The following is a 13,004-nucleotide window of genomic DNA, read 5'->3' on the forward strand; positions in this document are numbered from 1 at the left end:
GTCAGATGCTCTCGGTGAACTTCGCGAGGGCGACGTCGATGCGGTCCTGGTCGCGGCTGGCCATCGGCACCAACAGCTCCTGGACCACGTCGGCCAGCTCGGCCAGGCGAAGCTGGTGGCGGCGCATCTCGAGCAGGTCCTGCTCGAGGTGCTCGACGCGCGCCACGAGGTCGCGCTGGTCGCGGACCTGGCGCACGATCTGTTTCAGTCCCATTGAGCCACCAATCGTCCGATGCTGAAGCGGCTCCTGTTGCCACCCTCGCCGGGGGCGAGCTCGCGTGTACGAATGATAGTTGCCCCCTGACCCTCGAGCCGACCCGCCAGGGCGTCCAGCGACACGGGCCGCAGCTTGAGCGGCGCGGTGCCGCCACCGGTCCACACGTCGACGAACAGCCGCCCGCCGTCGCGCAGGGCCATGGAGGAGAAGCGCGCCAGCGAGTCGCGCCCGAAGCCGTTGGTGGCGTCGGCGACGTGGCGCGCGAGGATCGCCCGGCGCCCGCTCCGCCGGGACGCCAGCGCGCCCTCACCCAGCACCGAGCGCCACTCGGTGAGGTTGAGGTGCCGTACGTCGAGCCGCAGGCCCTCGGCCGCCGCTACCCGCTGCGCGGTCTGCGGCGCCTTCGGGACGTAGTCGTAGGCGGTGACCTGGGCTCCCTGGCGCGCTAGCCACAGGCTGTCGGCGCCCCAGCCGGCCCCGACGTCGAGCACCGTGCCGCCCTGGCCCACGAAGCCGAGGGCCCGGCGCGCCAGCTGCGAGGGCCGGCGCCGCGGCACCCGCATCCGCGCCCGGCTGTAGCTGCGCTCCCACGCCTGGCGCTCCACCGAGGTCCCGCGGAACCACCCGGTCAGCTCCTGGATGGTGTGCTGGTCGGTGCCGAAGCGGAACGCCGGGTCCGGCACGGCCCACGACGGCCCGTACATCGCCTCCAGCAGGCGCTCGGGCGCCGCCGGGGCGGGGAACGGGCGGCCCTCGAGCGTGCACTCCCGCGTCGGGTAGATCCAGTCCATCTCGTACGGCGCGTCCACCTCGCCCATGAGCCGCAGCCGGCCCCCGTCGATGAACCCGGCGAAGACGTCCAACGCCCGGACCACCCCGTCGCCCTCGACCACGTCGATGCGGAAGGCCGCGCCGCTGTAGCGGTGCGTGGCCAGCCCCAGGCCGGTCACCGCCCGCTGCAGGCGGAAGGACTCCCGGATGACGTCGACCGGCGTCGACGCGTGGCTGACGTAGGCGAGGTCGGCGTCGGAGTCGTGCCCGAGCAGCCGCTGCTCGCGGATCGCGCCCAGCAGGGTGCCGTAGGCGAGGAAGGCCTCGATGCCCGCCGTGCGGATCGCCTCGAGCACGCGGTCGATGCTGTCCAGCAGCGGCGCCACGTCCTCGGGCGAACGGGTGTCGAAGGTGGCGCTCATGCGCCCCGACTTGTCCAGCCCCATCGGGGCCCCGGACTTGCCGACGACCGCGATCCTCGCCGACGACGTGCCGAACGCGCGCTCCTCATCGAACAGGGTCTCTCCCGTCAGGTGGTCGCGCACGCTCACCCGTGTGTGGCCGTCCAGGAAGCGGCTCAGCGCCGGCGGCCAGGCGGCGTGACGGCGACCCGTCGGCGAGCCCTCCGTGTCACGCACCAGCCAGAACGACCAGACCCGTCGCCCGTCGAAGAGGACGTCCAGCACGCGGTCGCCGAAGCCCCACAGCCGGACGCCGCCCTCGTCGACCTCGGAGACCCGGGCCTTGGACCTCGGGACCTTCGGGCCCTCCATCAGTCCATGTCGACGTTGGCGTAGGGGTCGATCTTCTTGCCACGGTAGGAGGCCCGGAGCGGGACGCTCCTGGGGAAGTTCTCGTACCAGTAGTTGATGTGGTCCTGGTACCTCAGGGTGAGGCCGCGGTTGCGCATGATGGTGATGTTCTCGTCGGAGATCGTCGCCAGCCCCGAGATGTTCGAGGAGCCGTTGATCACCACGTGGGCCGTGCGGTTGTTGCCGATGCGGCCGTTGATCGAGATCGACTTGAGGTGGAAGTAGTTGTCGAACTCGCCGTCGCCGTTGAAGTCCTGGACCAGGTGCCGGATCGGCACGTTGTGGGAGCGCAGGTAGCGGTAGATGGCCTGCCCCATGACGGTGTAGCCGATCTTGATGTCGCAGCCCTGCTTGTGCATCCGCTTGAACTGCACCGCGGCGCGCATGCCGCGGTCGTTGCGGATCACGTCGGGGGCCACGCGCACGATGGTGCGACCCGACCGGGTGCCGGCGTTGCGAGCCCCGGTGCACTTCACCTGATTGAGGATGCTCTGATACGGGTCGCCCTTGTAGTTGGCCCCCCCGAGCGGGCTGAAGTAGAACTTGTAGTTCCTGCCCGACGACTGGACGAAGGTCTGCCGACGGGGCTGGTCCTGCCACATCTGGGCGAAGACCGTGCGGCCGAACTTCCACACCTTGCGGTGGTTGACGAAGGTGTAGACGTCGTTCCACTGGTTCGACGCGGCCGCGGCCGTCAGGTTGGCCGAGCCCTGGATGGTCACGTGGCGGGCGGTGCCGGTCCTGGAGAACAGGTAGAACTTGCTGTGCGCCTGTCCCCCCTTGCCGCGGCAGGAGCCGCGGCAGGTCTTCGCGTAGCTCTTCTTGCCCTTGGGCCGGTTGGCGTTGCCCTTGACCAGGGCGCGCTGCAGCCGGATGAACCCCGGGTTGGGGACCTCTGCGGAGACGTTGGACTTATCCATCAGCACGCGCACGATGACCCCGCGGCGCTGCGCGTTGATCAGGGCGTTCACCCCGGAGCGGGACATGATGTTCCAGGACATGACGTCGATCGTGCTGCCCTTGTGGGCCCGCTGGATCGCCGTGGTGATGTGGTCGAGCAGCCGGTAGCGCGTCTTGGCGCTGCCCAGCGGGCTGTTGAACAGCACTCCGGAGCGCGGCGTCCAGCGAGCCCGCTTCTTGCCCTTGTTCTTCTGGCCCGTGTTCTTCTGGCCCGTGCTCTTCTGGCCGGCGTTCTTGCCCTCAGCCGCGCCGGAGAGCGTGAGGTCGTCGGACTGCACCCGGGAGACCTGGGCGCTCGTCGAGGAGGTGGCCGTCGCGGACGGCAGCGCTCCCAGCGTCGTGATGGCGAGGGCGAGGGCGAGGCCGGACCCGAGGCGGGCGACATGTCGAGCGGTCATGAGGTGAGCAACTCCAAGAGGGCGGCGGGCACGGCTACGTCTGGAGCGAGACCGAGCAGGCGGAAACGACCAGAGTACAAGGGTAAAGAGAGCCGGAGGGCGTCAGACTCGCCGCTCAGCCGCGGCAGACGGAGACCGAGTGCCGGTAGTCGGGATCCTGGGCAAGATCCTCGGCGAACTTGATCTTCCCGCCCAGCACGCCGTAGTACTGCTCGGCGTAACGGACGATGGTCTGGCCCGAGGAGCAGGAGAGGGCCTCGGGCTCCACGAGGGCCCCGTCGGCGACGCAGCCGGCGTAGGCCGCCGGGAGCACCCCGCCCTCGACCCACACGTCGGCGCACGCGGGGCCGGCGGGAGCCGCGCTCTCCGACGGCGAGGGTGACGCGGTGTCGGGCTCCGACGAGGCCGGCGTCGGGTCGGTGGCGGTGGTGTCGGAGTCGCCGCCGCAGCCCGTGGCGAGCAACAGCGGCAGCGCCACGGCAGCCAGGAGTCGGCGGGTTCTCATGGCAAGGAGTGTACGGACGCCACGGCGCGGAGTGCCGATGCCATGGCGAGGTGGCACTAGCGTTGGGCCGTGAGCACCGCCCCTCCCCGCGTCTACGCGGCCCGCCTCGTCGGGCTGCCGATCTTCGACCCCCAGGGCGACCAGGTCGGCAAGGTCCGCGACCTGGTGGTGGCCATCCGCTCGCAGGAGAGCCAGCCCCGCGTCCTGGGCATGGTCGCCGAGGTGTTCGGCCGGCGCCGGATCTTCGTCCCGATGACCCGGGTCACCAACATCGACAGCGGCCAGGTCTACACCACCGGACTGCTGAACATGCGCCGCTTCGAGCAACGCTCCACCGAGACCCTGGTGATCGGTCAGCTGCTCGACCGCAGCGTCGTCATCACGGGCAGCGCGGGCACCGGGGCCGGAGTGCGGGGCACGGTCTACGACGTCGCGATGGAGCAGGCGCGCAACCGCGACTGGGTGCTCAGCCGGGTCGCCGTCCAGGAGCCGGCCAAGGGGTTGCGCCGGCGCGGGCAGACCCACGTCGTCGAGTGGCGCGACGTGCAGGGGCTGGTGGGCCGCGAGGAGGCGCAGGGCGCCACGCACCTAATCGCCGCCCTCAACGAGATGCGCCCCGCCGACGCGGCCAGCATGATCCACGACCTGCCGGTCGAGCGCCGTGCCGCCGTCGTCGCCGCTCTCGACGACGAGCGCCTGGCCGACGTCCTCGAGGAGCTGCCCGAGGAGGACCAGGTCCAGATCCTCGAGGAGCTGGACTCCGAGCGCGCCGCCGACGTCCTGGAGGAGATGTCGCCCGACGACGCCGCCGACCTGATCGCCGACCTGCCGCCCGAGACCGCGGAGATCCTGCTCGACCTGATGGAGCCCGAGGAGGCCGACGACGTACGCCGGCTGATGTCGTACGTCGAGAACACGGCGGGCGCCATGATGACCCCCGAGCCGGTCATCCTGCCGCCCGACGCGACGATCGCCGACGCCCTGGCGCACGTGCGCAACCCCGACCTCACCCCGGCGCTGGCCGCGCTCGTCTACGTGTGCCGCCAGCCCCTCGAGACGCCCACGGGCAAGTTCCTCGGCGTCGCCCACATCCAGCGGCTGCTGCGCGAGCCCCCCTCCACGCTGGTGGCCGGCGCACTCGACGACTCCATGGAGAACCTGCGCCCCGAGGCCACCATCGACCAGGTCGCGGCCCATCTCGCGACGTACAACCTGGTGGCGGCGCCCGTCGTCGACGAGAACGGTCACCTGCTCGGCGCCGTCACCGTCGACGACCTGCTCGACCACATGCTGCCCAGCAACTGGCGCGACCGGATGCCCCGCGACGGCGGCCCGCTGGGAGCCCGCCGTGGCTGAGCCCCGCGCCCCCCGCCTCGACACCCCGCGCAGCACCCGCCGGCAGCTGGTGCGCCGGCCGGCGTTCAACAACGACACCTTCGGGGTCTTCGCCGAGCAGTTCGCCCGCTTCATGGGCACGGCGACGTTCCTGCTCTACATGACCGGGTTCGTGGTCGTGTGGGTCGGCTGGAACGCCATCGCTCCCGAGGACGCCCGCTGGGACGCCTACCCGTTCATCTTCCTGACCCTGATGCTCAGCCTCCAGGCGTCGTACGCCGCACCGTTGATCCTGCTCGCGCAGAACCGCCAGGAGACCCGCGACAAGGTCATCGCCGAGCAGGACCGGCAGGCCAACGCGCGGGGCCACGCCGACATGGAGTTCCTCGCCCGCGAGGTCGCGTCGCTGCGCATGGCCGTCGGCGAGGTGGCGACCCGGGACTTCCTGCGCTCCGAGCTGCGCTCGCTGCTGGCCGAGCTGGAGGAGCGTGGGCTGTCTCACGAGAGCGCCGACGAAGGACGCGAACCACCGCCCAACTAGAGTGGGACCATCATGACGTCACCCACCCTCGAGCAGGTCACCGCCGCGCTGGCGACCGTCCACGACCCCGAGATCAAGCGCCCCATCACCGAGATCGGCATGGTCGACACGGTCGTCGTCGACGACGACGGCCTGGTCCACGTGAAGGTGTTGCTGACCGTCGCCGGCTGCCCCCTCAAGGACACGATCACCCGCGACGTCACCGCCGCGGTGACCGCCGTCCCCGGCGCCACCGGTGTCGACCTCGAGCTGGGCGTGATGAGCGCCGAGCAGCGCGCCGGCCTCAAGGAGGTCCTCAGCGGCGGCAGGGCGGAGCGCGAGATCCCGTTCGCGCAGCCCGGCTCGCTGACGAAGGTCTACGCGATCGCCAGCGGCAAGGGCGGCGTCGGCAAGTCCTCGGTCACCGTCAACCTGGCGCTGTCGCTGGCCAAGCAGGGGCTCAAGGTGGGCGTGGTCGACGCCGACATCTACGGGCACTCGGTCCCGGCCATGCTGGGCGTGGCCGACCACCGGCCGACCCAGGTCGACGACCTGATCATGCCCGTGCCGACCCCGAGCGGGGTCTCGGTGATCTCGATCGGCATGCTCAAGCCCCGCCGCGACCAGGTGGTCGCCTGGCGTGGTCCGATGCTCGACCGGGCGCTCGTGCAGATGCTGGCCGACGTCTTCTGGGGCGACCTGGACGTGCTGCTGCTGGACCTGCCGCCCGGCACCGGCGACGTGGCGATCTCGCTCGGGCAGCACCTGCCCGGCGCCGAGGTGGTCGTGGTCACCACCCCGCAGGAGGCGGCCGCCGAGGTCGCCGAGCGCGCCGGCACGATGGCCTCGATGATGCACCAGCGCGTCGTCGGCGTCGTCGAGAACATGAGCTACCTGCCCTGTCCGCACTGCCAGGCCGAGGGCAAGGATCACCGCCTCGAGATCTTCGGCTCCGGCGGCGGTGACCGGGTGGCGGCCACGCTGTCCGCGCGCTTCGGCTACGACGTGCCGGTGCTCGGCCGGATCCCGCTCGACGTGTCGCTGCGTGAGGGCGGCGACGCAGGCAAGCCCATCGTGGACTCCGACCCCACGGCGCCGGGCGCCGTGGAGCTGACCGCCATCGCCGAGCGGCTCTCGGGTCGCGGGCGCGGACTGGCCGGCATGCAGCTGGGACTGACCCCCACCAGCAAGTTCTGACCCGTGTTCGACGTCGGGCTTGCCGAGCTGGCGGTCATCGCGCTCGTCGCGATCTTCGTCTTCGGCCCCGACCGGCTGCCCGACCTCGCCAAGCAGGCCGGGCAGATGCTGCGCAAGGCGCGCGACTTCGCCAACTCCGCACGAGACGAGCTGCGCGATGAGCTCGGCCCCCAGTACGCCGACCTCGAGCTGCGCGACCTCGACCCACGCACGATCGTGCGCAAGCACATCATCGAGGCCATGGAGGACGCCGACTCCGAGCAGTCCGCGGCCCAGACCCGCGGGAAGCGGCCCCTCGACGAGGGTGAGCTGCCGCCGTACGACTCCGACGCGACGTAGCCGGCCCCCTAGGGGCTCTGCACGGCCGCCAGGGTCGCGAACGAGACCAGCACCATGCGGCCGGACGGCTCGACGACCTCGGTGAAGTCGTGTCCGACGCGGGCCACCGCGCCCTCGTGCCGGCGGCCGTCCACGGCGTGCAGGACGCACCGCTCCCCCGACTCAGCCAGACGCCGCAGCGGTGAGGCGAGGCTCAGCCGGGACAACGGCGACCAGGCGACCTCCGGGACCGCGCGCTCCGAGACCCCCGACACCGCCGTCACCGCCGGCAGGGGAACCAGCCAGTCCTGCGTGGCCCCGCGGACCAGGCACCACCCGGCGGCCACCCGCCGCAGTGCGCCGGCCACCGTCCCGACGCCGCGCACCTCGAGCGCGACCTCCCGGTCGACCGACGCCATGAGCCGCGCGGCGAGCGTGACCTGCTGGTACTCCGCGCGGCTGCGGTCGGCGAGCTCCGGGGCCCGCTCGGCGTCGTAGAGCGCTGCGGCCCGCTGCTCGAGGTCGTCGAGCACCTCGAAGAGGTCGTCCTCCCAGGCCACGGCCCGAGCGTACCTGTGGAGACCCGGTTGACGGTGTCGACAAGCAGGCGTTGACTGGACCAAACGCAAGCAAACGCAAGGATTCGGCCATGAATGGTCTCGGGACCGCTCGTCGCCTCCGCGCTACGGCGCTCTGGGCGGCGACCACGCTGGGCGTGACCCTGCTGTTGCGCTGGTGCGAGCCGGACCTGGCGGATGCGCCGGCGGCGCGGGACTTCGCCGACCTGCTGGTGAGCGGCTGCGCCGCGGCGCTCGCCCTCTGCGGCTGCTGGTGGTGGCTGGTCACGACCGCCGTCGTGCTGCAGGTCTGGCGCGGGAGCGTGCGGGAGCGCACGCCTGGGGTGCCCGTCGCAGTCCGCCGGGTCCTGCTCGCCGCCTGTGGGGTGGCGCTGGCCGGCGCCGGCACCCTCCCCGCGGTCGCGACGCCCGGCGCCGTCCTCCACGGCGCCGACCGGCCGACCAGGTCGGCGCTCACGGGGCTGCCGCTGCCGGACCGGCCTCTCGGCGGGCTGCGCCCGACCCCCGTCCCGCCTGCGGCGCCGGCGGCCACCGTCGTGGCCCCGGGCGACTCCCTGTGGTCGATCGCGGCGCACCGCCTCGGTCCCGCCGCCACCGACGCCGACACGGCGGCGTACTGCCGCCGGCTGCACGCGCTCAACCGCTCCACCATCGGCCCCGACCCGGACCTGATCCGGCCCGGCCAGCGCCTCGTCCTGCCCGACCACCCCACCTCGTGAGGAGATCGCCATGCCCGCTCGCACCCACCGCGTCGTCCCGATCCGGCTCCCGGTGCCCTTCGCCGCCACGCAGGGCACCCTGGCCCTGGACCTGCTGCCCCGCCGAGAGCCTCCGGTGGCGCCGGTGGTCCCGATCACCGCCGGTCGTCGCCGCACGGCCGAGGAGTGGGCCCGCCGGTTCGCCCAGGCCACCGTGGAGATCGTGGGCGGGGACCGCCCCGCGGCCCAGCTGGTGCGGTGGACCTCCCGCGAGGTCTACGCCGACCTGGACCGGCGCGCGGTCCTCGTCGCCCGCGCCGGCGGCCACACGCCCGGCCAGGGCCGGGTCCAACCGGTCCGCCCCCGCGTGCTCAGCGTGCACACCTGCTTCCTGCACGACGCGGCCTTCGAGGCCGGCATCCACGTCCGCTACGGCGAGCGCTCCCGCGCGCTCGCCGCCCGCTTCGAGGCCCGCGGCCAGCGCTGGCTCTGCACCGCCCTCGACTGGAGCTGAGCGGCCGAGAACACGCTGACCCGTCAGAAACTTTCTGACGGGTCAGCGGTGTTTCGGTGCAGTTGGTGACGGGTCGGCGGTGGGTCAGCCGGAGGCGCGGGCGGTGAGGCCGGTGGGCCCGCCCGGCGCGCCGTGGCACTGCTTGAACTTCTTGCCCGAGCCGCACGGGCACTTCGCGTTGCGGCCGACACCGGCGTACTCGTCGTCGGCGGTGGTCACCGTCGCGCCCTTCACCTCGGTCCCGCCGTCCTCGCTCGGAGCGGAGTAGGACAGGTTGGCCGGGGCCGACGGGCGGTCGAGGCCCTTGGCCCGGATCGCGGGGGCGTGCTGCTGGACGGTGCCCTCCGGCTGCAGGAGCGGCTCGAAGACCTCGTCCTCCTCGTGGACGTGGTCGTGGTCGTGACCCTCGTGGTCGTCCTCCTCGACCTGGACCTCCAGGTTGAAGAGGAAGCCGACTGCCTCCTCCTTGATCCCGTCCATCATCGCGGCGAACATGTCGAAGCCCTCGCGCTGGTACTCCACGAGCGGGTCGCGCTGGGAGTAGGCCCGCAGGTAGATGCCCTCGCGCAGGTAGTCCATCTCGTAGAGGTGCTCGCGCCACTTGCGGTCGAGGACCGAGAGGAGCACGCGCCGCTCGAGCTCGCGCATGACCTCCTCGCCCATCTCCTCCTCGCGGGCGTCGTAGGCGGCGTGCGCGTCGGCCTTGAGCAGCTCGATCAGCTCGCCACGGTCGAGGTTGGCGCGGCCACCGGCCTCCTCCTCGAGCTGGGCGAAGTCGAGGCCGACGGGCCAGATCTGGCTGAGGTCGGTGTGCAGCTGCTCGAGGTCCCACTCCTCGCCGAACTCGGCGAGCGAGCCGGTGACGTAGCCGGTCACGACGTCGTCGATGAAGGTGCGGATCTGCTCCTCCAGGTCGGCGCCCTCGAGGACCTCACGGCGCTCGCCGTAGATGACCTGGCGCTGACGGTCCATCACGTCGTCGTACTTGAGGACGTTCTTGCGCGACTCGAAGTTCTGCGACTCCACCTGGCCCTGGGCGTTGGCGATGGCGCCGGTGACGCGCTTGTTCTCGATCGGGACGTCGTCGGGGATCTTCAGCATCTGCAGGACGCGGTCGACCCACTCGGACTTGAACAGCCGCATCAGCTCGTCCTCGAGGGACAGGTAGAAGCGGGACTCCCCCGGGTCGCCCTGCCGGCCGGAGCGACCACGCAGCTGGTTGTCGATGCGGCGCGACTCGTGGCGCTCGGTGCCGACCACGTAGAGCCCACCGAGGTCGCGGACGGCGTCGTGCTCGAGGGCGACCTGCTCCTTGATCCGCTCCAGGGTCGCGGGCCAGGCGGCCTCGTACTCGGCCGCGGTGTCGCCGGCAGGCTCGAGGCCCTGGTCGCGCAGCGCCTGGTCGGCGAGGAACTCCACCGAGCCACCGAGCATGATGTCGGTGCCTCGACCGGCCATGTTGGTGGCGACGGTGACGGCGCCCTTGTGGCCGGCCATGGCGACGATCTTGGCCTCGTCGGCGTGGACCTTGGCGTTGAGGACCGTGTGCGGGATGCCGCGCTTCGTCAGCAGGTTGGAGAGGTACTCCGACTTCTCGACCGACACGGTGCCCACCAGGATCGGCTGGCCCTTCTCGTGGCGCTCCGCGATGTCGTCGGCGACCGCGTCGTACTTGGCCTCCTCGGTGCGGTAGACGAGGTCGGGCTGGTCGATGCGTCGCATCGGCTTGTTCGTCGGGATCTGGACGACGCCGAGCTTGTAGATCTTGTCGAACTCCGAGGCCTCGGTCATGGCCGTGCCGGTCATGCCGGAGAGCTTGTCGTAGAGGCGGAAGTAGTTCTGCAGGGTGACGGTCGCGAGCGTCTGGTACTCCTCGCGGACGGTCACGCCCTCCTTGGCCTCGATGGCCTGGTGCAGACCGTCGTTGTAGCGGCGCCCCGACAGCATGCGGCCGGTGTGCTCGTCGACGATGAGCACCTCGCCCTGCATGACGACGTACTCCTTGTCGTTGCGGAAGAGCTCCTTGGCCTTGATGGAGTTGTTGAGGAAGGAGATCAGCGGGGTGTTGGCCGACTCGTAGAGGTTCTCGATGCCGAGGTGGTCCTCGACCTTGGTGATGCCCGGCTCGAGCACGGAGATGGTGCGCTTCTTCTCGTCGACCTCGTAGTCGACGTCGCGCACGAGGGTCTTGGCGATCTTGGCGAACTCGCCGTACCACTTCACCTCGTCCTGGGTCGGGCCGCTGATGATCAGCGGGGTCCGCGCCTCGTCGATCAGGATGGAGTCGACCTCGTCGACGATGGCGAAGCTGTGGCCGCGCTGCACGCACTCCTCGATGGAGCCGGCCATGTTGTCGCGCAGGTAGTCGAAGCCGAGCTCGTTGTTGGTGCCGTAGGTGATGTCGCAGTTGTAGGCCTCGCGGCGCTCCGCGGGGCGCATCTCCGGCAGGATCACCCCCGTGGTGAGCCCGAGGAAGTGATGGATCCGGCCCATCCACTCGGCGTGGTACTTGGCGAGGTAGTCGTTGACGGTGACGACGTGGACGCCCTTGCCCGAGATCGCGTTGAGGTACGCCGGCAGCGTCGCGACGAGGGTCTTGCCCTCACCGGTCTTCATCTCGGCGATGTTGCCGAGGTGGAGCGCCGCGCCACCCATGATCTGAACGTCGTAGTGCCGCTGGCCGATGACCCGGTTGGCCGCCTCGCGCACGGTGGCGAAGGCCTCGGGCATCAGGTCGTCGAGGGACTCGCCCTTCTCGTAGCGCGCCTTGAGCTCGTCGGTCATCGCCCGGAGCTCCTCGTCGCTCATGGCGACGAAGTCGTCCTCGATGGCGTTGACGGCCTTCGCGATGTTCTCGAGCTGCCGGAGGATCTTGCCTTCGCCGATGCGGAGAAGCTTGTCGATGATGACGGGCACGACGGGATGACTCCTTGGGTTGACAGCTTCGGGCCGTGGGAGCGGCGTTCACACTCTACCCAGCGGTCAGTAGACCGCTACACCGCAACGCGCGCGGCCAGGTCGCCCCGGGGCTCGACCGCCACGGAGTCCAGCCCCAGCCACCCGGCCAGCGCCGTCAGCTCCGCGCCGAGCTCCTCGCCGGTGTGAGCCGGCGCGCCCGGCTCGGCGTAGGCACCCTTGACCACCAGCGTGCGGGTACGGCGGTCGGCCTTGAGGTCGACGCGCGCCACGATGTGCTCGCCGAGCAGGAAGGGCAGGACGTAGTAGCCGTGCACGCGCTTGTGGGCCGGCGTGTAGATCTCGATGCGGTAGTGGAACCCGAAGAGCCGCTCGGCGCGCTCCCGCTCCCAGACCACCGGGTCGAACGGGCTGAGCAGCGCCCGGGCCGGCACCCGGCGGGGCAGCCGGGCGTCGCGGTGCAGGTAGCCCGGGCGCTTCCAGCCCTCGATCGCCACCGGCAGCAGCTCCCCGGACTCGACCAGGGCAGCGACCGCGGGCCGGACCTCGTCGATGTGCATCCGGTAGTAGTCCTGCAGGCATCGCGTCGTCGCGATGCCGTGGGAGCGGGCGGCGCGGCGGACCAGCTCGAGGTGGGACTCCTCCGGGCTCGGCGTCGGCCGCGCCAGGACCTCGGCCGGGATCACCCTCTCGGGCAGGTCGTAGAGCACCTCGAACTGGGCGTTGCGGCCCGCGATGGCCAGCTCGCCGACGGTGTAGAGGTAGTCCAGGACCCGCCGGGTGGTCGACCAGTTCCAGCCCCAGTGCTCCTTGCTGCGGGGCAGCCCCTCGTCGAGGTCGCGCGCGGTGGCCGCCCCTCGCGCCCGGATCTCGGCCAGCAGTGACGCCTCCAGCGCAGGGTCCTCGTCGAGGACCGCCCACTTGCCGCGCCGGGCGCGGTACTTCTCCATCCGGAAGCGCATGTGTGGCCACAGCTCAACCGGCATGAGCGCCTGGACGTGCGCCCAGTACTCGACCACGCGGCGCGGCCGTTGCTCCGCGGCCCGGCGCAGCAGCCCGGTGTCGTAGGGGCCCATGCGCGAGTACAGCGGCATGTAGTGGGCGCGCTGGAGCACGTTGACCGAGTCGACCTGGAGCACCCCCGTGCGGTCCAGGGTGCGCTGGAAGGTGCGCATCGTGGGCGGGGTGTGCGGCGGGTCGAGGAAGCCCTGGGCGGCCAGCGCGATGCGGCGCGCCTGGGAGGTCGAGATCGACTGCGTCGTCAC

13 protein-coding genes are annotated in these 13,004 nt (G+C 71.3%); 6 read left to right on the forward strand and 7 right to left on the reverse strand.

Annotated elements, in window-relative coordinates; translation table 11 throughout:
* Nucleotide 1: 1 nt before the first annotated feature.
* The 4 genes from LQ940_RS15815 to LQ940_RS15830 form a co-directional block, all read right to left on the reverse strand.
* Entirely contained in the window at nucleotides 2-214 is a 213-nt protein-coding gene (locus tag LQ940_RS15815) for a DUF6752 domain-containing protein (RefSeq protein WP_231243094.1), read from the reverse strand.
* A complete protein-coding gene (locus LQ940_RS15820; RefSeq protein WP_231243093.1) occupies nucleotides 205-1,761 on the reverse strand; it encodes a class I SAM-dependent methyltransferase in 1,557 nt (518 codons plus the stop codon). The genes LQ940_RS15815 and LQ940_RS15820 overlap by 10 nt, the downstream gene beginning before the upstream one ends.
* Entirely contained in the window at nucleotides 1,761-3,158 is a 1,398-nt protein-coding gene (locus LQ940_RS15825) for a phospholipase D-like domain-containing protein (protein WP_231243092.1), read from the reverse strand. The genes LQ940_RS15820 and LQ940_RS15825 overlap by 1 nt, the downstream gene beginning before the upstream one ends.
* Nucleotides 3,159-3,273: 115 nt before the next feature.
* Nucleotides 3,274-3,663, reverse strand: coding sequence for a hypothetical protein (locus LQ940_RS15830; RefSeq protein ID WP_231243091.1), 390 nt, complete (start codon nucleotides 3,661-3,663; stop codon nucleotides 3,274-3,276).
* Nucleotides 3,664-3,732: 69 nt separating this feature from the next.
* Here LQ940_RS15830 and LQ940_RS15835 point away from each other — a divergent pair, with 69 nt between their 5' ends.
* The 4 genes from LQ940_RS15835 to LQ940_RS15850 are packed head-to-tail and all read left to right on the forward strand — an operon-like array spanning nucleotide 3,733 to nucleotide 7,054.
* Nucleotides 3,733-5,019: a magnesium transporter MgtE N-terminal domain-containing protein gene (locus tag LQ940_RS15835; RefSeq protein ID WP_231243090.1), complete on the forward strand. Its 1,287-nt coding sequence runs from the start codon at nucleotides 3,733-3,735 to the stop codon at nucleotides 5,017-5,019.
* On the forward strand, nucleotides 5,012-5,539 hold the full coding sequence (locus LQ940_RS15840) for a DUF1003 domain-containing protein (protein WP_231243089.1): 528 nt from the start codon (nucleotides 5,012-5,014) through the stop codon (nucleotides 5,537-5,539). Before LQ940_RS15835 ends, LQ940_RS15840 begins: the two co-directional genes overlap by 8 nt.
* A gap of 12 nt (nucleotides 5,540-5,551) precedes the next feature.
* Nucleotides 5,552-6,715: an Mrp/NBP35 family ATP-binding protein gene (locus LQ940_RS15845; protein WP_231243088.1), complete on the forward strand. Its 1,164-nt coding sequence runs from the start codon at nucleotides 5,552-5,554 to the stop codon at nucleotides 6,713-6,715.
* Between the two features lie 3 nt (nucleotides 6,716-6,718).
* The gene (locus tag LQ940_RS15850) at nucleotides 6,719-7,054 is read left to right on the forward strand and encodes a sec-independent translocase (protein WP_231243087.1); all 336 of its coding nucleotides are present in this window, start codon (nucleotides 6,719-6,721) and stop codon (nucleotides 7,052-7,054) included.
* 8 nt (nucleotides 7,055-7,062) lie between these two features.
* Here LQ940_RS15850 and LQ940_RS15855 read toward each other — a convergent pair whose 3' ends face one another.
* Nucleotides 7,063-7,593: a hypothetical protein gene (locus LQ940_RS15855; RefSeq protein ID WP_231243086.1), complete on the reverse strand. Its 531-nt coding sequence runs from the start codon at nucleotides 7,591-7,593 to the stop codon at nucleotides 7,063-7,065.
* Nucleotides 7,594-7,682: 89 nt separating this feature from the next.
* Between LQ940_RS15855 and LQ940_RS15860 the strand changes: the two genes are divergently transcribed.
* Both LQ940_RS15860 and LQ940_RS15865 read left to right on the forward strand, forming a co-directional pair.
* Nucleotides 7,683-8,330 carry a LysM peptidoglycan-binding domain-containing protein gene (locus tag LQ940_RS15860; protein WP_231243085.1) on the forward strand — a complete coding sequence of 216 codons (648 nt, stop codon included), beginning with the start codon at nucleotides 7,683-7,685 and terminating at the stop codon, nucleotides 8,328-8,330.
* A 10-nt stretch (nucleotides 8,331-8,340) separates the two neighbouring features.
* The gene (locus tag LQ940_RS15865; RefSeq protein WP_231243084.1) at nucleotides 8,341-8,823 is read left to right on the forward strand and encodes an Rv3235 family protein; all 483 of its coding nucleotides are present in this window, start codon (nucleotides 8,341-8,343) and stop codon (nucleotides 8,821-8,823) included.
* An 84-nt stretch (nucleotides 8,824-8,907) separates the two neighbouring features.
* On the opposite strand, the gene secA is transcribed toward LQ940_RS15865, so the two are convergent.
* Nucleotides 8,908-11,739, reverse strand: a complete 2,832-nt coding sequence (gene secA, locus LQ940_RS15870) for a preprotein translocase subunit SecA (protein WP_231243082.1) — start codon at nucleotides 11,737-11,739, stop codon at nucleotides 8,908-8,910.
* Between the two features lie 77 nt (nucleotides 11,740-11,816).
* The gene (locus LQ940_RS15875) at nucleotides 11,817-13,004 is read right to left on the reverse strand and encodes a winged helix-turn-helix domain-containing protein (protein WP_231243080.1); all 1,188 of its coding nucleotides are present in this window, start codon (nucleotides 13,002-13,004) and stop codon (nucleotides 11,817-11,819) included.

Origin of the sequence: Nocardioides sp. cx-173 (assembly GCF_021117365.1) — a bacterium.
Taxonomy (GTDB): Bacteria; Actinomycetota; Actinomycetes; order Propionibacteriales; family Nocardioidaceae; genus Nocardioides.